Genomic DNA, 17,216 nt, shown 5'->3' on the forward strand with positions numbered 1-17,216 from the left:
TCGGCCCTCCGCCGCGCTCAGACGCTCGTGTCCTGTTCGGCGAACGAGAGGCGCCAGTCCTCGCGGTCGGCGAGATGCTTACCACCGACGGTCCACTGGGCGTCGTCCTCGGGGACGAGCGGTCGCGCGACGACCGGCGTCGGAGACCCCCGAATCGACATCGGGAAACTGTCGTTGCTCAGGAAGTTGAGCCGCGAGAGGACGTTCGACGGGATAGTGTCCTCGGCGACGGCGATGGCGTCGGCGTCCTCGTGGTCGGCGATGGCGACGCGGAGCAGACGGTCGAACGCCTCGCTCTCGGCCTCGGCGTCGACCATCGGCAGCGCGTCGAGAATCTTCGTCGTCGTGATGCCGCGGGTCTCCTGGGTACAGGCGACGATGCTGGCGACGATCTCGCCGTCGCGCTTGGCCGAGTACGCGGCGACGTCCCACTGCGGGTTGCCGAAGCGCCAGTCGTAGAACGCCTCGGTCCGCGGGGCGTGGAGGCGCGACGGGACCGCCGACTCGTAGAGGGCGGCGAGACGCTCGGCCGGAATCTCGGCGTGTCTCGTCACCGTCACCTCGTCGTCGCTCTGGCGACGCGACGCGGCGAGCGTCGCGGCGTCGCGGGCGCGGTATCCGGCTGCAGAGAGCACGTCGGCGACGGGGCCGAATCGCTGCGCGCGGTCCGATTTGAGGAACGTGGAGGGTCTCTGGATGCGATACGCCGTCGCCACCTCGCCGACCTGCACCCAGCCGAGTTTGAGAAACGCGCCGATCGCGGCTTGGTTCGGGAAGTTGAAGATGAACGATGGGCCGTTGTCGGTGTAGTAGTCGATGGCCGCCTCGGTGATTCGAGTCAGGAGACCGTTGCGTCGGTGGTCGGGATGAACCATCGCGTCGGCGGGTTGGAGCGCGTACACCGTCTCGTCGCCGCCGCGGATCTCGAAGGAGATGAACGGCTCCGCGCCGACGATTTCGCCGTCCTTCTCGGCGAGAAACATTCGGACGTCGTCGGTGTGTGGGCCGCCGTATCGCCAGTCGAACCACTCGGACGTGCGAGTTTTCTCGAACACTTCTTCGTAGAGTGCGAGGAACTTCTCCCGGTCGGCCGGTTCGTACCGACGCACGATGTAGCCGTCTTCCGCCGGAGTCACTTTACTTTGAGGCGATGCGTGTCCCATGTGCCCTCGGATTTCACAGCTACCGGCTTTGTTATGCCGTACGTACCGTTCGTAACCGAGTTCATGAGGCGTCGGTTGTTTACTCTTACCACCGGGCGCTGTCCGCGAAACAGTTCGTCTTCGTGGGATTATACACCACGTAAATCGGCCACGTGGTCGATTCGCCGCTGGACCAACTCCGCAGTACCGATGTCCTGGCGAACCCTGAGTCCGTCGCCCGCCGCCGAGAGCGCGTCGGCCGCGACGGCCTCCGCCGCCGCGATGGTGTCGCCGAGTCCGACGACGGCGAACGACCGCGACGTGCTCGTGTACAGGCCGTCCTCGCGCTCTTCGACGCTCGCGTAGAACAGCAGGCCCTCGCCCACGTCGTCCCGCGACTCGTCGTCGCTCGACTGGTCGGCGACGCGCTCCGCTGCTCGCGTCACGCGCTCCTCGTCGACGTCGATGCGAGCGCCCGCCTCGGGGTTCGTCGGGTACCCCTCCGGGACGGCGTACTTACACACCGTCGCCGTCGGTGCGAACTCGAGGTCCGGTAGCGTCTCGCCGTCGCGGGCGGCGACGAGTACGTCGAGGAAAGGAGTTTCGAGTACGGGAAGGGTGTTCATCGCCTCGGGGTCGCCGAACCGGGCGTTGAACTCGACGACGCGGACGCCGTCGGCGGTGAGCATGAACTGTCCGTAGAGGACGCCCCGGTAGTCCGGCAGCGCCGAGACCACGGATTCGAGCACGTCGACGGCTTCCTCGTAGTCCCTCTCCTCCATGAACGGCAGCGTCCGCTTGGCGTCGCTGTAACTTCCCATACCGCCGGTGTTCGGCCCCTCGTCGCCCTCGTAGGCGCGCTTGTGGTCCTGGACGGCGGGCGTCGGCCGAACGTCGCCGTTGGCGACGAACGCCTGCACGGTGAACTCTTCGCCGACGAAGCGCTCCTCGACGACGACCCGCTCGTACTTCTCGGTGCGGAGGTACTCTTTCGCCTCTTCCTTCGTCACCTGGTCGCCGGTGACCTTCACGCCCTTCCCGCCGGTGAGGCCGGCCGGTTTGACCGCCACGTCGCCGTCGTACTGGTCGACGTACGCGCAGGCGGCCTCGATGTCGTGGAACGTCTCGAAGTCGGGGCAGCCGGGAACGTCGTTTTCGACCATGAACCGGCGTTGGAACGCCTTGTCGGTCTCGAGGCGGGCGTCCATCTTCTTCGGGCCGAAGGCGTAGACGCCGCGGTCTTCGAGCGCGTCGACGACGCCCGCGGCGAGCGCGGACTCGGGGCCGACGACGGCGAGCGTCGCCTCCACCGTCTCGGCGTAGTCGGCGATGGCGTCGGCGTCCGTCTCGTCGACGCGCTCGAACCCCTCGGCGAGCGCGACGATTCCGGGGTTTCGGTTGCTCGCGCAGGCGTACAGGTCGCAGTCGGACGCGAGCGACCGGGCGATTGCGTGTTCGCGGCCGCCGCCGCCGATGAGAAGCACCGTCTCCGTCATACGACGACGTGCTACGCACGACAGTGTAAACCTTGCTGCTTCGACCGTCCATTTCTATGCGAATTGGTGTATAACTGGTTCGGATTGGCTCGGTCGTTCGTCGACCGATGGGGAGCCGCCCGCCGGAGCACACGGCTTTTCCCTGCTGTGGTTCGTACCGTCTGGTATGACCGACCCGACGGGCCGAAACCGCCTCGACGAGGAACAGTCGCCGTACCTCCGGCAGCACGCGGACAACCCCGTCAACTGGCAGCCGTGGGACGAGGCTGCGCTCGACGCCGCCCGCGAGCGCGACGTCCCCATCTTCCTCTCCATCGGCTACTCCGCCTGCCACTGGTGTCACGTGATGGCCGACGAGAGCTTCGAGGACGACGCCGTCGCCGAGCTGCTCAACGAGGAGTTCGTCCCCATCAAAGTCGACCGCGAGGAGCGTCCGGACCTCGACGGCGTCTACCAGAGCATCTGCCAACTCGTCTCCGGGCGCGGCGGGTGGCCGCTGTCGGTGTGGCTCACCCCCGAGGGTAAACCGTTCTTCGTCGGGACGTACTTCCCGCCCGAGTCGCGCCAGGGGATGCCCGGCTTTCTCGACCTGCTCCGGGACCTCTCGCGGTCGTGGGAGGAGGACCGCGACGAGATAGAGAACCGCGCCGACCAGTGGACCGCCGCCGTCCGCGACGAACTGGAGGACACCCCCGAGCAACCGGGCGAACTCGACGACGAGTTACTCGGTTCGGCGGCGCAGGCGGCGCTCAGAAGCGCCGACCGCGAGTACGGCGGCTTCGGCAGCGGCGGGCCGAAGTTCCCCCAACCGACCCGGCTCGACCTCCTGATGCGGACGTACGCTCGAACCGGCCGCGACCAGACGCTCGCGGTCGTCACGGAGACGCTCGACGCGATGGCTACTGGTGGCTTGTACGACCACGTCGGCGGCGGCTTCCACCGCTACGCCACGGACAGAGAGTGGACCGTCCCGCACTTCGAGAAGATGCTGTACGACAACGCCGAACTCCCCCGCGTCTACCTCGACGCCTACCGACTCACCGGCCGCCCTCGGTACGCGACGGTCGCGCAGGAGACGCTCGCGTTCGTCGAGCGCGAACTCACCCACGAGGATGGCGGGTTCTACAGCACGCTCGACGCCCAGAGCGAGGGCGAGGAAGGGAAGTTCTACGTCTGGACGCCCGACTCGGTGCGCGAGGCGGTCGACGACGAGACGACCGCCGACCTCGTCTGCGAGCGCTACGGCGTCACGAAGAGCGGGAACTTCGAGCACGGTACGACTGTACTGACGCTCGCCGAGAGCATCGAGAGCCTCGCCGAGGAGTACGACCTCGACCCTGCCGACGTCGAAGAGCGGCTGATGGACGCCCGGACGGCGCTGTACGAGGCCCGCGAGGAGCGCGAGCGCCCCGCCCGCGACGAGAAGATTCTCGCCGGGTGGAACGGGTTGATGATATCGGGGTTCGCGGCGGGCGCGCGGACGCTCGACCCGGCGCTCGCGGCGACGGGCGAGGCTGCGCTGACGTTCGTCCGCGAGCACCTCTGGGACGACGACGCAAGACGACTCTCTCGGCGGTTCAAGTCGGGCGACGTGAAGGGCTCGGGCTACCTCGAAGATTACGCGTTCCTCGCCCGCGGCGCGTTCGACCTCTATCAGGCGACCGGCGACGTCGACCATCTCGCGTTCGCGCTGGACCTCGCGCGGGTCATCGAAGCCGAGTTCTGGGACGGAGACGAGAAGACGCTGTACTTCACGCCCGAGAGCGGCGAGACGCTCGTCGCCCGCCCGCAGGAGCGCCGCGACCAGTCGACCCCGTCGAGTCTCGGCGTCGCCGTCTCGGTCCTCCTCGACCTGGACCACTTCGCGCCCGACGCCGAGTTCGGCCACGTCGCCGAGGCGGTGCTGTCGACGCACGCGAACCGGCTTCGGGGGAGCCCGCTCGAACACGGGTCGCTCGTCCTCGCCGCCGAAAAACAGCGCCGAGGCGCGCTCGAACTCACCGTCGCCGCCGACGAACTCCCCGAGGACTGGTGGGAGGCGCTAGCGAGTCGCTATCTCCCGGCGACGATTCTGACCCAGCGACCGAAGACAGACGCCGAACTGGACTCGTGGCTCGAAGCGCTCGGCGTCGACGAGACACCGGCCATCTGGGCCGGACGCGAGGCCGTCGACGGCGAGCCGACGGTGTACGCCTGCGAGAACTTCACCTGCTCGCCGCCGCAGGCGGATATCAGGTCGGCGTTGGACTGGGCGCTGGAGAACGGAGACGGGAACTAACGCGGATTAGGCCGTCTGCTCGGCCTCTTCGAGTCGCTCGCCGAGATACGCGGCGGCCGGGATCGATTCGTCCTCGACGTACCGAGCGACCTCACTCCCGTCTTTTTCGACGACGATAGTCGGGATGAACTCGATGTCGTACTCCTCGACCTGCGGACCCGTCTTGCTTCCGTCCTCCTCCTTCTCGACCGGGAACTGCTCGATGTGCTCCCGGGGGACGCCCGCCTCTCGCAGCGCCGCCGCGAAGTCGGGGAGTTGCTGACGGCAGTCTTTACACCAGTCGCCGCCCCACACTTTGAACGTCAGCCCCGCTCGGCCGAGCGCCTCGACGGCGTCCTCGTAGCCCGCGGGACCCCACGTCGGGTTCGGCTCCATCGTGTTCAGTTTCATCGGCCGGTCGTTGGGAGCGGAGCTTTTTAACCGACTCGCTGGCGGTGATTCTGCGCGCACGACCGTTCGGAGTCCACTCGCGGATTCGCGCGCCACAAACGCCGTCGAACGTTGCCGGTGTCCGCCAGCGGTTTACGTCACAACCGCTTACCCGACGCCGATGGACGCGAGCATCCTCGATACTATCGGGTCGCCGCTGGTGCGGCTCGACTCGCCGGAGGGCGCGACGGTGGCGGCGAAGATAGAGTCGAAGAACCCCGGTGGCTCGGCGAAGGACCGCCCGGCGCTGGCGATGGTCGAAGCGGCCGAGCGCGACGGTACGCTCTCGCCCGGCGACGAACTCGTCGAACCGACGAGCGGGAACACCGGCATCGGTTTAGCCGTCGTCGCCGCCGCGAAAGGCTACGACATCACTATCGTGATGCCCGGTTCGAAATCGCCCGAGCGCCGCCGCATCATGAAGGCCTACGGCGCGGATCTCGAACTCGTCGACGGCGACATCTCCGACGCCAAAGAGCGCGCGGACGAACTCGAAGCGGAGCGGGGAATGGTGCAACTCCGCCAGTTCGAGAACGAAGCGAACCCCGAGGCGCACTACCGAACCACGGCCGAGGAGATTCTCGAACAGGTCGACGGGAGAGAGGTCGACGCGCTCGTCGCCGGTGTCGGCACCGGCGGCACGCTGTCGGGCATCGGTCGACGCCTCCGAGAGGAGTTCCCCGAGATGGATATCGTCGCCGTCGAACCCGAGGACAGCGCCGTCCTCTCCGGGAGAGAACCCGAAGGCGATAGCTTCCAGGGGATGGGTCCCGGCTTCGTGAGCCCGAATCTCGACACGGACCTCCTCGACGACGTGATTACGGTCTCGCTCGACGACGCCGAGGCCGAGTGTCGCCGTCTCGCCCGCGAGGAGGGAATCTTGGTCGGCCAGTCGAGCGGCGCGTCGAACCTCGCCGCCCAGCAGGTCGCCGAACGACTCGCACAGCCCGAACTGAACTGCCCGGAGGCGCCCGACGCCGCGTCACGACGTATCGAGACCGACGGCGGAGCCGCCGAGTACGACGACTGCCCGCTCGTCGTCACCGTGTTCTGGGACAGCGGCGAGCGCTACATGTCGACCGGGATGTTCGACGGCGGTCCCGACCTCGACGACGGCGGGTCGCCGTAAACGCCCCGTCCCGACTCTACCGGAGACTACTCCGCCGCCAGTCGCCACAGCGTCGAGGAGTACTCCTTGCCCGGTTCGGGACCGCCGGAGACGGCGTACAACTGCCCGTCGATGGCCGCGACGCCGAGGCCGTGTCTCCCCTCCGGCATGTCGGGGTACTGCTCCCACGAGTCGCTCTCGGGGTCGTACGCCTCGATGGTCGCTTGCGTGCCCTCGGGCTTCTCGCCGCCGAGAACGAACACCCTCCCGCCCATCGCGCCGCCGTTGACGCCGCCGCGTTCGGAGGGCATCGGCGTCAACTCGGTCCACTCGTTCGCCTCCGGGTCGTACATCTCGTTGGCGCTCAGTTCCTCGCCGAACTCCTCGCGGCCGCCGACGACGTACAGCTTTCCGCCGACGGTCCCCGAGGTCAGGTGGTTTCGAGCCGTCGGCATGTCGGGGCCTTTCGACCACTTGTCCGCCCGCGGGTCGTAGATTTCGAGCGTCGCCCGGAGCCCCCCGCCGAGACCGCCTTTCGTGTACCCGCCGGCGACGTACGCCTTCCCGTTCACGAGTTCGGCCGTCGGCGCGCCGCGCCCCGTCGGCATCCGCGCGCGCTCCTCCCACGAGTCGCTCTGCGGGTCATAGGCGTACGTGGTCGCCACCGACTTCTCCACCTCGGTGTAGCCGCCGAAGACGAGAATCCGCCCTCGGTGGGCGACCGCCTTAACGTGGTGAAGCGCCTGCGGCAGCGCCGCGGCGCTGCGCCAGGCGTCGTCGTCGGGGTTGTAGACGGCGACGTCGCCGGTGACGCCGTCGGGGACGTAGCCGCCGATGACGTACAGTTCGCCGTCCAGCGCGACCGACTCCACCTCCGTCCGCTCGGGGCCGGGCATCGGCGTCAGTTCGGTCCAACTCGTCTCCTCGGCGCTCGCCGTCGCCCGCGTCGGGGTGTCGGTCTGCACCGGTTGCTCGGTCTCGTTCGGTCGCTCGGTGGAGGCCGGCGTCCCGCCCGCGCCGCCTATCCGGTCCGTACACCCGGCGAGCGCGAGGGCCGCCGCCACTGTACCGCGTCGGAGGAACCGTCGTCTGTTCGTGCTCACGGTTTGCTCTCGGCGAGAGTACACAGACCGCGTCCAAGGTTATGTCGCGCTTACCCGGATACGAGGCCGAGAGACGGGCGTCTCCTCGTCGGTGGGTCAGGGGATTCGAGTCGGCCGAGTTGGTCGAGTCGGTCGAGTCGGTCGAGTCGGTCGAGTCGGTCGAGTCGGTCGAGTCGGTCGAGTCGGTCGAGTCGGGTCACTCGCCGAACTCGGCTTCGGTCACGCGCACCGTCAGCGTCTCGTCGACGTCGTAGAGGTCGTACTCGGGGACCTGTCCGTCGACGCGCGCGAGGAACATGGGGTCGAGCAGTTCGTCGTCGTCGACGCCGTACACCTTCAGGAAGCGGTCGGTCTCCTCGGGTCGGAGCTCGCCTTCCCTGACCGCGGTCGCCAACTTCCGCGAGAGCCACTCCGTCTCGCTGATGCTCGGCGACTGGACGAGCGCCTCGTTGACGAACCGGACGAGATACCAGTTGAGGTCGTTCAGAAGCGAGACGGCCGCGCCGACGCTCACCGTCTCCAGTTCGAGGCTGTTGCGGTACGGTTCGCCGAGGGCGTACGTCGACAGCGCCGCGCGGGCGGTGTCGCGCGACAGCAACTCGTATCGGAGGTTCACCTCGGGCGCGCCGAGTAGACAGACCCGCGTCACGGCTGTACGTCCCCGGTTACGGCTAAAGGGATTGCGGTCCGGCGGCAGTTTCCAGAGACGGCTAGTCGAACTCCACCGTGCGAACGTCCGCGGCCGCCTCCTCGGCCCGCCGCAACAGCCCCTCAGGCTCCGCGGCCTCCACGTCCGCGAGCGCCGCGTTCGTCTCTGGGCGCGACGGCGCGACGCGCTCGCAGCCGACGGGAAGCGTCGAGTCGTCGTACGTCCCGATTCGTCGCGCCTGGGCGACGATGTCGGACTTGTCGCGCGTCAGGAGCGGTCGATACACCGGAAGCGAGGTGACCGCGTCGGTGACGGCGAAGTTCGGGCCGGTCTGACTCGACTTCTGTCCCAGCGACTCGCCGGTGACGACGGCGTGTGCGCCCACGTCTCTCGCCACCGTCTCGCCGATTCGGAGCATCGTCCGCCGGAGCGACAGCATCCGCGTCGCCCCCACCTCGGCGGCGAGTTCGGCCACGAGGTCGCCCGCCGAGACCACCCGGGGCCGAACGTCGAACCCCGGCGCGAACGCCGCGAGGCGACGCATCGTCGACACCGCCCGCGCCTCGTGGTCCGGCCCGCCGAACTCGCCGAGGTCGACGTAGAGGGGGACGACCACGCACCCCCGCTTCATCACCTCCCACGCCGCGACGGGCGAGTCGATGCCGCCGCTGACCAGCGCGACCGCCGCTCCCTGCGTACCGAGCGGCAGGCCGCCGGGCCCGTCGCGCACCTCCGTCGAGACGAACGCCTCGTCCTCGCGGGCTTCGACCCGGTAGGTCACGTCGGGGCTATCGAGGTCGACCGGCGCGCCGGTTCGTTCCCCGATGGCCGCGCCGCCGACGCGTTCGAGCTCTCGACTCCCAAAGTCGTGGGCGTCTTTGGGCCCGGCGCGGGAGACGCGGACGGCGAACGATTCGTCGCTCCGCTGCCCGTCGGCCATCGACGCCAGCACGTCGACGAGCGTCTCTCGCTCGGGGACGCACGTGACGGCCGGCCGGGCGGCGACGACGCCGAACGTGTCCGCCGCGGCGTCGACGGCAGCGTCGATGCTCTCGGGGCCCTGGACCCGAATCAGCGGCCGCGACCACTGTCGCTCCACCTCGGCGTCGACGCCGCGAGAACCGAGCATCGCTTCGAGATTCGAGACGAGCGTTCGCTCCATCCGGCCGCGGACTTTCGAGCTCTTCGTGCCCACCTCGCCGTAGGAGACGACGACGGTGTCGCGTTCGGGGACCACGGATTCCACTACGCGAGGCTATCCGGGCGGAGGATAAGAGGGTTCGCACCTCGCCGCGGGTCGAGAGGGAGAAAACCTCGACTGCGGTTTAGAACGTCGAGATGTCGCCTTCGATGACCGAGCGCGTCACGTCGGTTACGTCCGCGAGTTCGCGGTCGACAATGGCCTCGACGTCGGCGCGGATGTCGGCGACTGCGACGCCCTCGTCGGTGACGACCTGCGCGTCGGCGACGTGGGGGTGGTCGATGGGGCGGCCGATCTGCGAGAGGAGGCGGACCTGCAGGTCCCGAATCCCGTCGACCTCGGCGACGACGCTCTCCGCGATTTCGGTCGACAGCAGGTTGTATATCTTCCCGATGTGGTTGACAGGGTTCTTCCCGCTGGTCGCCTCCATGCTCATCGGGCGGTTCGGCGTGATGAGGCCGTTGGCGCGGTTACCGCGGCCGACGGAGCCGTCGTCGCCCTGTTCGGCGCTCGTGCCCGTGGTGGTGAGGTAGACCGAGCCCTCCTCGTAGTCGTCGGCGGTGTTGACCTCGACGTTGACCTCGCGGTCGGTGTGTTCGCGGGCCAGACCGGCGACGAACTCTTCGACGCGGGTGACGGCGGCGTCGTAGGCGTCGAGGTCGGCGACGTACGAGTCGACCATCGCGGCGGCGACGGTGATGTCTATCCGGTCGCCCTCGCGCTTGCCCATAATCTTCACGTCGGGGCCGAGTTCGGGGTGGTCGGCGGCGTACGCGCCGTTGAGTTCGCGCTCGGCGGCGAGGACGATCTTCTCGGTCTCCGTCAGCGGCGCGTGGCCGACGCCGAAACTCGTGTCGTTGGCCATGGGCACCTGGACTTCCTCTTCGCCGAACACGTCCTGGAGGTCGCCGGAGCCCTCGCCGAGTTTCACGTCGACGACGACGTCGCGACCGTACTCCAGTTCCGGGATGTTCTCGTCGAGATACTCGCGGGCGGCCGAAAGCGCCGTCGACCCGACGGGGAGTTTCTCGCCCTCGTACTCCTTGGTCGCGCGGCCGACGATGAGGATGTAGATGGGTTCGATGACCTCGCCGCCGCCGTAGGCGGGCGCGGCGGTTCCGGCGACCAACTGCGTCTCGTCCGTGTTGTAGTGCAGCACCTTCCCGACCCGGTCGAGATACAGCTTCGAGAGCGCCCGCGAGACGCTCTCGGCGATGCCGTCGCAGATGGAATCGGGATGCCCGATACCCTTCCGCTCGACGATTTCGACTTCCTGGTCCTCGACTGCGAGTCGGTCGATACCCTCGACCCGAATGTTCCGCTCGCTCATTGTTCGGCGTTCTGCGCCGCAGATGCTATAACTTGCGGTAGTAATCGGGCGTGGGCGTTATTATCGCGGCGTCGGTGAGTTGCCGCCTCCGTCCGCACTCGGGTCTACCTGCGGTCGTCGCCCGTCGCCAACGGCTCACTTCTCGATTCGCGGGTCGACGAGAGGGTACACCATGTCCTGAACGAGGTTGCTCACGACGCCGACGAACACGACGATGAACGTGGTGCCTAAGAGCACTGGAAGGTCGCGGTTGAAGATAGCGTCGTAACTCAGCATGGCGAGGCCGGGGATACCGAAGACGTACTCGACGACGTAGACGCTGACGACGACGATACCCAGCAGGTCCGAGAAGAACAGCGTCAGAAGCGGGACGGCGGCGTTTCGTAGAACGTGTTTCACCGTCCCGCGTGGACCGACGCCCATCGCTCGGAGGAGACGGACGAACGTCGCATTCAGGTGGATGACCGTCTGCGAGCGAGCGTGTTGTAACTGCCCGGCGGTCAGTCCGGTTGCAAACACGGCCGTCGGCAACAGATACCGTCGAAGGTTCTCGCCGCTCAACGCGCCCTCCGCGGTGGAGAATTCCGTGTTCCATCCCAGCGCGGGGCCGACGACGACGATGAACACCAGCGCCAACCAGAACGACGGCACCCCGAACCCGAGATACGCCAGCGAGGTCACCACCCGGTCGACGAGGCTGTTGTGTCGGAACGCCGCGAACACGCCGCCGGAGACGCCGACAGCGACACTAACGAGTACACCGGGAACGAGATACGACAGCGTGTACGGCGCTCGCTCGGCGATGAGCGCGGTCACCGGTGCGCCCAGGTTGTACGACCGCCCCCAGTCCAGCGTTAGAACGCCCGTCATCCACCGAAGATACCGGTCGAGAACGGGTCCGTCGAGGTTTCGCGCTTCCCGATACGCGTCGACGGCGGCTTGTTGGGCAGCGGCGTCTCCTCCGCCCGCGGCGACGCCCCACCGCACTGCGGCGGTGTTCGGGTCGTTGGTGAGTACGACGACGGCGAACGTCACCGAGACGACGAGGTAGACGGTGAAGAACGCAAATCCGAGACGGGCGGCGACTCGCGGCCAGTCAGTCATCGTCGGTCTGGCGTCGCGGGCGTTCGTCGCGTCCGTTCGTCGCGGGCGAGTCGCATCACTTCATCAGCATCGTTCAGCATGGTTTATGCCTCTTGCGGCGACAGTCGTCTGACATGCCTCCGAGCGACGACTCGTCGGATCTCTCCAACACCCCGCGTTTTCCCCGTCTCCGCGGCCTTCGACCGGGGTTCGGCGCCGACGACCCGTCGCGGAACACCGCCGCGTTCGTCGCCACAACCGTCGTCCTCGTCACCGTCTACGCGTACGATTCGCTGGTGCTCTCGGCGGACGCACCGCTCGTCGCCGGGTGGCGGCCGACCGTCGTCGACCTCCTCTTCGCCACCTCGCTCGCCGGATTCGCCCTGTTCGTCGTCGCGCCGCTCTGGACCGACCGCGAGCGAACCGCCCGCTACTGGAGTCGACTCCGACAGAACCGCCTCGCCGTCGTGAGCTTCGGCTATCTCCTCGTCGTCTTCGTCCTCGGCCTCGTCGGTCCGCTCGTGTTCGACTCCGCAGCAGACCCGGCGCGTGTGCTCCAACCGCCGGTCGGGTTCGGCGCTTCCGAGTACATCGTCTCGAACTGTGTGGGACCGACCACGGAGGGCCTGTGTCGGGGGTCGCTCCGGCACCCGCTCGGAACGGGACCGTACGGTCGAGACATGTTCTCGCTCGTCGTCGAGGGGATGCGCGTCGCCGTCGTCATCGGCTTCGTCACGTCGATGTTCGTCGTCCCCATCGCCACCGTCGTCGGCGTGTCGGCGGGCTATCTCGGCGGGTGGGTCGACACGCTGACGATGCGCTACGTCGATATCCAACAGACGCTCCCGGCGTTCGTCGTCTACCTCATCGCCATCTACGTCTTCGGCCGGAGTCTGTTTCTCTTCCTGCTGGTGTTCGGTCTGCTGGGGTGGGGCGGCGTCGCCCGCGTCGTCCGCAGCGAGGTGTTGTCGCTGCGCGAGGAGCCGTTCGTCGTCGCCGCCCGGAGCGCCGGAGTGAAGCGATGGAACATCGTCCGACACCACATCCTCCCGCACGTCCGCGAGACGGTGGTCGTCGCGGCGACGCGTCAGATACCGTTGCTCGTCCTCGTCGAGGCGGCGATCTCCTTCATGAACCTCAACGACATGACGCTGCTGTCATGGGGTGAGACCATCGCGCGCGGGACGCAGGGCACTCCGACGGTGACGTGGTGGATCTCGACGATACCGGTGGTGTTTCTGACGCTCACCGTCGTCTCGCTCAGCGTCTTCGGCGACGCGCTACAGGACGTGCTCGACGCCTGACCCGGCTATCGTTCACTCCTACGTTTCGAGCAACAACCCGAGGTACGAGGTCCGAATCTGGTCGTCGGAGTCCAAATCGAGTCTCCGAAGCACTGCCGCCGCGCCGTCGCGAACCGTTTCGAGTGCCGACTCCTCGGCCTCGCGTTCGACCTCGACGAACTCGCCGAGTCCCTCCACGTCGTCGAGGACGACAGTGTACTCGTCGACGCCGAAGTACGTGCGCTCCTTTTCGACGACGGCCGCAGGCTCGAAGCCCAGGCCGTCGAGGACGTTCGCCATCGTCTCGCCGTCGTCGACGCCCGTCTCGAACTCTTCGCGTGTCTTCGACTCGCTCTCGACGAGCGGCCCCTTGTAGGTCACTTTCGCCGTCTCCGCGGCGTCTTCGTCGGCCATCGCGTCGGTGCGACGCTCCCGCCGGATGCGGAGCGCCTCGTCGGTCTCGGCGAAGTCGCGGTGCGGCGCGTCGTAGTAGGTGTCAGCCTGCGCGACGCCGCCGAGTTCCTCCGCGTCGAGCGCCGCGAGTCGCTCTCGGACATCGTCGTGGTCGGCGCGGACTTTCAGTTCGACCTCGTACATGGCCGATTCTCGACGGTGCGACCCAAAAGCGTGGCTGTCCACTTCGCACGCCACGTCGGGTGTCTCGGCGGTCGTCGACGTTTCTCGGCGGTCGTCGACGTCCTCGAGTGCAACGGTATCACGACCCTCTCGTCCCGGAGGCAGTCGCTTCCGCAGGTACGAAACGTGATTCTTATAGGGCGCACGGGAGACGTAGCCTACATGAGCGATGAACAACAGGCGGAATCGGCCGACGAGTCAGTAGACGCCGACACGCCCGAGGACGTCGAAGACGAGACGGAGACAGGGGAGAGCTCCGGAGTACAGGACGACGATTTCGTCCGTCTGGCCTACACGGTCCGGACGAAAGACGACGACACCGTCGTCGACACGACGAGCCAGGAAGTGGCCGAAGAGGCCGAAATCGACACCGAGAACTACGACTTCGAACCGCGCGTCGTCATCGTCGGCGCGGGTCACGTGTTCGAGGCCGTCGACGACGACCTCGTCGGTAAGGAGGTCGGCTACGAGGGTACCGTCGACGTCCCCGCCGCCGAAGCGTTCGGCGAGTACGACTCCGACAACGTCCGCACGGTGAGCGCGGACAAGATCTCCGAGGACGACCGCTACCCCGGCGCGCACGTCAACGTCGACGGCGAGCAGGGCCACATCGAGACCATCATCGGCGGCCGCGCCCGCATCGACTTCAACCACCCGCTGGCGGGTGACGACCTCGAGTACGAGTACGAGATCCTCGACGTCGTCGACGACCGCGAGGAGCAGGCGAAGGGTCTGCTCGGCATGTACCTCCAGCAGAGCCCCGAGCTCTGGATCCAGACCGACGAGGTCGAAGAGGAGATGCCGCTCGAAGGCGGCGAAGACGTCGACCCCGACGAGGTCGAAACCGAGACCGTCACCGAGGAGAAGGAGACGCTGTACATCGAGGCCACGCCGCAGATGACGATGAACCAGCAGTGGATGTTCTCGAAGCAGCAGATCGCCCAGGACCTCATGACCCGACTCGACGTCGACCGCGTCATCGTCCAGGAGACCATCGACGGGATGGGTATGGGCGGAATGGGCGGCATGATGGGCGGCATGGGTGGCATGGGTGCCGGCGACATCGAAGACGCCCTCGACGACGTCGACGTCGACGCCGACGAGATCGTCGACGAACTCGAAGCCGAAGGCGACGACGGTCACGACCACGATCACGACCACTAACCGCGCCGTCCGCTGCGAATCCGCGATTTCTTTACTCCCGACGCGTCACTGACCAGCATGGACGTCCCCGACGACCTGAAAGTCGCCGCCGTCGCCTCGGCTTGCACCGTCGGTCTCTCGCTGTCGCTCCGCTACGGACTGCGTGTCGACGCGAACCTCTTCGTGCGTCTCCTGCCGCTTTTCGTCTACTTCGTCTACCTGTTCGCGAAAGACGCGCTCTCGGAGACGGCGCTCGGCGAGACGACGACGTGGTACGTCGTGACCGTCGCCGCGACGCTGGCGGCGGCCGTTTTCTACGCGATTTGAACCCGCTCAGGCGATGTTGGCGCTCAGGCGATGTCGCGGCTGGTGTCGATGGTGACCTCCTCGGTCAGCCGCAGTTTGATAGTCTCCTCTAACGCCCGCCCGCCGCGGAACTTCGGAATCGCCAGTCGATTCTCGATTTCGGAGCCTTTCACCTGCGTCTGCAACTGGAAGACGGCGTCCGACATGTGCTCGGTCATATCTCGGTTTTCCGGTACCGACCGACCGTCGAGCGCGTGTAAGACGGCGACGCCGCCGGTGTTCGTCACGTGCGTCTGTAGCTCGTTGAGGAAGTTCCGGTAGCGCGTCGGATCGGTGCGCTCCAGTACGTCGACGACGTCGATGATGAGGTTCGCGCCCTCCGGAAGCGCCTGGACGAGTCGATTCGCGTGGTCCAGCGCCGCGTCGCCGCCGATGTCGCGCACCGTCGGGCGACCGACTCTGGTCGTCACCCGGTCGAGGGCGTCCTGCACCGCCTGGTCGGAGCGAACCGTCGTCAGGTACAGCGTGCCGCGCGTCGACGTCAGTTCGTACAGCAGTAACTCCGACTGGCTCGCCGGCGTCGCCGCGAGCGTGACGATGCTTCCGGCCGGGATGCCGCCGCCTAACTGGCGGTCGAGCACCGTGATTCCGGTCGGAAGCCTACTTGCCATACAGTTCCACGAACGTGAATCATAATATGTCTTGCTCACGAGAGAGCGCGTTCGCCACGCGGGTGTACGCCGCCCGTCCGCCGCTCGTCCGACGCACCGACTCCGACGGCGTCTCGTACTCCGGAACCGCCGCGAGGAGGGGGCAGTCGAACAACTCCGAGACGGACCCGGGAGCGAGTCGCGTTCGGTTGAGCACGACGCCGACCACCCGCGTCCCGAGCGCGCGCGCCATCGCCGCCGTCTTCGCCGTGTCGCGCAGCGCGGGCGCGCAGAGCGTCGTCACCAACAGCGCCGCGTCGGCGACGCGCAGCGGTCCGGCGGCGTCCGGTCCCGCTCCGGCCGGGCAGTCGACGAGCGTCGCCGCATCCGCCGACTTGACTCGGGCGAGTTGCGTCGCGGTGTCGCCGTCGGGACCGCCCGGTGCGGCCGGGAGCACCGACAGTCCACCCGACGACTCGTGCGCAATCGCCAGCGCGTCGTCGCTCACGTCCGCGACGGTCGGTTCGCGCGGTACGTCCGCGAGCGCGTGGAGGTTCGGCATATCCCGGTCGGCGTCGACGACGAGCACTTCGCCGTCGAGCGCCGTCGCCACCCCGAGCGTCGTCGTCGTCTTTCCGCAGCCACCTTTCCCGCCAGCGATTGCGAGCATACGGACTCTGGCCGCGCTCTCGGATTTGAACGTTCGGACGGTGGTGGAGTGGTGCTGTGGTGGGCGACGACGGAGGCGGTGCTGTGATGGGTGATGACGGAGGCGGTGCTGTGGCGGATAGCGGTGAAGGCGGTTGCGGCGCGGACAGTCGAACCCGTCGTTGTACCGCGAGCGAGGCCGAGAGGCCGAGCGAGCGGGCTGAGGAAGGAGCGGAATCGCCGCGAACGAAGTGAGCGGCGAAGAAGCGACTGACGAATGCTTTTGGTCCAGCTTTTACCGAGTGAGGGCGCTTTGCGCCCTCACGCAGCGTAAAAGGTGGGTGCTTAGTCGTGACAGCAGCCGCCGGCCTCGCCGCCGAAGTCGACGGCGAGCGGCTCCGAAATCGCCCTGTTGATCTCTTCGAGGCGGCTCTGGAGCTCCTCCTGCGCTTCGAGATACTCGGCCATCGTCGGCAGCGAGTGCAGTTCCTGCTGGGCGCGCTGGACTTTCTGTAGCTGCTGTTGGTTCGCCTCGCCCATCTGACGCGCGACCATGAACTCCTCGCGGAGCTGCTCGAACTCCGAAATCTGGGCTTGGACCTCGTCGTCGTCCTCGACCGCGGCTTTCGCGTCTTCGAACGCTTCGTACTCGGGGAGGGCCGCGATGGCGTCGCCGAGTTCGCGGCCGAGTTCGTCCGTCCGCGCCGTCTCGATGCTCATGGGCGCGCTTG

Annotated in this window: 18 protein-coding genes; 5 read left to right on the plus strand and 13 right to left on the minus strand. The window is 67.4% G+C overall.

Annotation, left to right across the window (positions count from 1 at the left end; translation table 11 throughout):
* Positions 1–17 precede the first annotated feature (17 nt).
* Complete coding sequence (locus DV709_RS00425; RefSeq protein ID WP_168191271.1) at positions 18–1,136, minus strand: GNAT family N-acetyltransferase; 1,119 nt, start codon at positions 1,134–1,136, stop codon at positions 18–20.
* 155 nt (positions 1,137–1,291) lie between these two features.
* Positions 1,292–2,638 (minus strand): phosphoribosylamine--glycine ligase, encoded by a 1,347-nt coding sequence (purD, locus tag DV709_RS00430; protein ID WP_117591013.1) that lies wholly within the window; start codon positions 2,636–2,638, stop codon positions 1,292–1,294.
* Positions 2,639–2,804: 166 nt separating this feature from the next.
* On the opposite strand from purD, the gene DV709_RS00435 reads away from it, so the two are divergent.
* Positions 2,805–4,916, plus strand: coding sequence for a thioredoxin domain-containing protein (locus tag DV709_RS00435; RefSeq protein WP_117591014.1), 2,112 nt, complete (start codon positions 2,805–2,807; stop codon positions 4,914–4,916).
* Between the two features lie 6 nt (positions 4,917–4,922).
* On the opposite strand, the gene DV709_RS00440 is transcribed toward DV709_RS00435, so the two are convergent.
* Entirely contained in the window at positions 4,923–5,306 is a 384-nt protein-coding gene (locus DV709_RS00440) for a TlpA family protein disulfide reductase (protein WP_117591015.1), read from the minus strand.
* Between the two features lie 160 nt (positions 5,307–5,466).
* Here DV709_RS00440 and DV709_RS00445 point away from each other — a divergent pair, with 160 nt between their 5' ends.
* Positions 5,467–6,474: a PLP-dependent cysteine synthase family protein gene (locus DV709_RS00445; protein WP_117591016.1), complete on the plus strand. Its 1,008-nt coding sequence runs from the start codon at positions 5,467–5,469 to the stop codon at positions 6,472–6,474.
* A 26-nt stretch (positions 6,475–6,500) separates the two neighbouring features.
* Here the strand turns inward: DV709_RS00445 and DV709_RS00450 are convergent, their stop codons facing one another.
* The 6 genes from DV709_RS00450 to DV709_RS00470 form a co-directional block, all read right to left on the minus strand.
* The gene (locus DV709_RS00450) at positions 6,501–7,556 is read right to left on the minus strand and encodes a Kelch repeat-containing protein (RefSeq protein ID WP_157972612.1); all 1,056 of its coding nucleotides are present in this window, start codon (positions 7,554–7,556) and stop codon (positions 6,501–6,503) included.
* A 50-nt stretch (positions 7,557–7,606) separates the two neighbouring features.
* Positions 7,607–7,756, minus strand: coding sequence for a hypothetical protein (locus tag DV709_RS17520; RefSeq protein ID WP_157972613.1), 150 nt, complete (start codon positions 7,754–7,756; stop codon positions 7,607–7,609).
* On the minus strand, positions 7,753–8,205 hold the full coding sequence (locus tag DV709_RS00455) for a DUF5804 family protein (RefSeq protein ID WP_117591018.1): 453 nt from the start codon (positions 8,203–8,205) through the stop codon (positions 7,753–7,755). Before DV709_RS00455 ends, DV709_RS17520 begins: the two co-directional genes overlap by 4 nt.
* A gap of 61 nt (positions 8,206–8,266) precedes the next feature.
* Positions 8,267–9,442, minus strand: a complete 1,176-nt coding sequence (locus DV709_RS00460) for a tRNA sulfurtransferase (protein ID WP_232819709.1) — start codon at positions 9,440–9,442, stop codon at positions 8,267–8,269.
* Between the two features lie 88 nt (positions 9,443–9,530).
* Entirely contained in the window at positions 9,531–10,736 is a 1,206-nt protein-coding gene (locus tag DV709_RS00465) for a methionine adenosyltransferase (RefSeq protein WP_117591019.1), read from the minus strand.
* 135 nt (positions 10,737–10,871) lie between these two features.
* Positions 10,872–11,840, minus strand: a complete 969-nt coding sequence (locus DV709_RS00470) for an ABC transporter permease (protein ID WP_117591020.1) — start codon at positions 11,838–11,840, stop codon at positions 10,872–10,874.
* 113 nt (positions 11,841–11,953) lie between these two features.
* Between DV709_RS00470 and DV709_RS00475 the strand changes: the two genes are divergently transcribed.
* Positions 11,954–13,123, plus strand: a complete 1,170-nt coding sequence (locus tag DV709_RS00475) for an ABC transporter permease (protein WP_117591021.1) — start codon at positions 11,954–11,956, stop codon at positions 13,121–13,123.
* Between the two features lie 18 nt (positions 13,124–13,141).
* Here DV709_RS00475 and cyaB read toward each other — a convergent pair whose 3' ends face one another.
* Positions 13,142–13,699: a class IV adenylate cyclase gene (cyaB, locus tag DV709_RS00480; RefSeq protein WP_117591022.1), complete on the minus strand. Its 558-nt coding sequence runs from the start codon at positions 13,697–13,699 to the stop codon at positions 13,142–13,144.
* Between the two features lie 201 nt (positions 13,700–13,900).
* On the opposite strand from cyaB, the gene DV709_RS00485 reads away from it, so the two are divergent.
* Together DV709_RS00485 and DV709_RS00490 are read left to right on the plus strand one after the other, a co-directional pair.
* Entirely contained in the window at positions 13,901–14,902 is a 1,002-nt protein-coding gene (locus DV709_RS00485; RefSeq protein WP_117591023.1) for an FKBP-type peptidyl-prolyl cis-trans isomerase, read from the plus strand.
* A gap of 57 nt (positions 14,903–14,959) precedes the next feature.
* Entirely contained in the window at positions 14,960–15,208 is a 249-nt protein-coding gene (locus tag DV709_RS00490) for a hypothetical protein (protein ID WP_117591024.1), read from the plus strand.
* Positions 15,209–15,231: 23 nt separating this feature from the next.
* Here the strand turns inward: DV709_RS00490 and DV709_RS00495 are convergent, their stop codons facing one another.
* The 3 genes from DV709_RS00495 to DV709_RS00505 all read right to left on the minus strand — a co-directional run bounded on the left by DV709_RS00495 (position 15,232) and on the right by DV709_RS00505 (position 17,205).
* Positions 15,232–15,858 (minus strand): RAD55 family ATPase, encoded by a 627-nt coding sequence (locus DV709_RS00495; RefSeq protein WP_117591025.1) that lies wholly within the window; start codon positions 15,856–15,858, stop codon positions 15,232–15,234.
* A gap of 19 nt (positions 15,859–15,877) precedes the next feature.
* Positions 15,878–16,507, minus strand: coding sequence for a MinD/ParA family ATP-binding protein (locus DV709_RS00500; protein WP_117591026.1), 630 nt, complete (start codon positions 16,505–16,507; stop codon positions 15,878–15,880).
* 323 nt (positions 16,508–16,830) lie between these two features.
* The gene (locus DV709_RS00505; protein WP_117591027.1) at positions 16,831–17,205 is read right to left on the minus strand and encodes a YlbF family regulator; all 375 of its coding nucleotides are present in this window, start codon (positions 17,203–17,205) and stop codon (positions 16,831–16,833) included.
* Positions 17,206–17,216 lie beyond the last annotated feature (11 nt).

Origin of the sequence: Haloprofundus halophilus (genome assembly GCF_003439925.1) — an archaeon.
In the GTDB taxonomy this organism is placed as follows: Archaea; Halobacteriota; Halobacteria; order Halobacteriales; family Haloferacaceae; genus Haloprofundus; species Haloprofundus halophilus.

Excerpts from the sequence above, each read along its gene's own strand:
- purD (WP_117591013.1), bottom strand. The coding sequence starts at position 2,638 with ATGACGGAGACGGTGCTTCTCATCGGCGGCGGCGGCCGCGAACACGCA.
- DV709_RS00435 (WP_117591014.1), top strand. The coding sequence starts at position 2,805 with ATGACCGACCCGACGGGCCGAAACCGCCTCGACGAGGAACAGTCGCCG.
- DV709_RS00440 (WP_117591015.1), bottom strand. The coding sequence starts at position 5,306 with ATGAAACTGAACACGATGGAGCCGAACCCGACGTGGGGTCCCGCGGGC.
- DV709_RS00445 (WP_117591016.1), top strand. The coding sequence starts at position 5,467 with ATGGACGCGAGCATCCTCGATACTATCGGGTCGCCGCTGGTGCGGCTC.
- DV709_RS00465 (WP_117591019.1), bottom strand. The coding sequence starts at position 10,736 with ATGAGCGAGCGGAACATTCGGGTCGAGGGTATCGACCGACTCGCAGTC.
- DV709_RS00470 (WP_117591020.1), bottom strand. The coding sequence starts at position 11,840 with ATGACTGACTGGCCGCGAGTCGCCGCCCGTCTCGGATTTGCGTTCTTC.
- DV709_RS00475 (WP_117591021.1), top strand. The coding sequence starts at position 11,954 with ATGCCTCCGAGCGACGACTCGTCGGATCTCTCCAACACCCCGCGTTTT.
- cyaB (WP_117591022.1), bottom strand. The coding sequence starts at position 13,699 with ATGTACGAGGTCGAACTGAAAGTCCGCGCCGACCACGACGATGTCCGA.
- DV709_RS00485 (WP_117591023.1), top strand. The coding sequence starts at position 13,901 with ATGAGCGATGAACAACAGGCGGAATCGGCCGACGAGTCAGTAGACGCC.
- DV709_RS00490 (WP_117591024.1), top strand. The coding sequence starts at position 14,960 with ATGGACGTCCCCGACGACCTGAAAGTCGCCGCCGTCGCCTCGGCTTGC.
- DV709_RS00495 (WP_117591025.1), bottom strand. The coding sequence starts at position 15,858 with ATGGCAAGTAGGCTTCCGACCGGAATCACGGTGCTCGACCGCCAGTTA.
- DV709_RS00500 (WP_117591026.1), bottom strand. The coding sequence starts at position 16,507 with ATGCTCGCAATCGCTGGCGGGAAAGGTGGCTGCGGAAAGACGACGACG.
- DV709_RS00505 (WP_117591027.1), bottom strand. The coding sequence starts at position 17,205 with ATGAGCATCGAGACGGCGCGGACGGACGAACTCGGCCGCGAACTCGGC.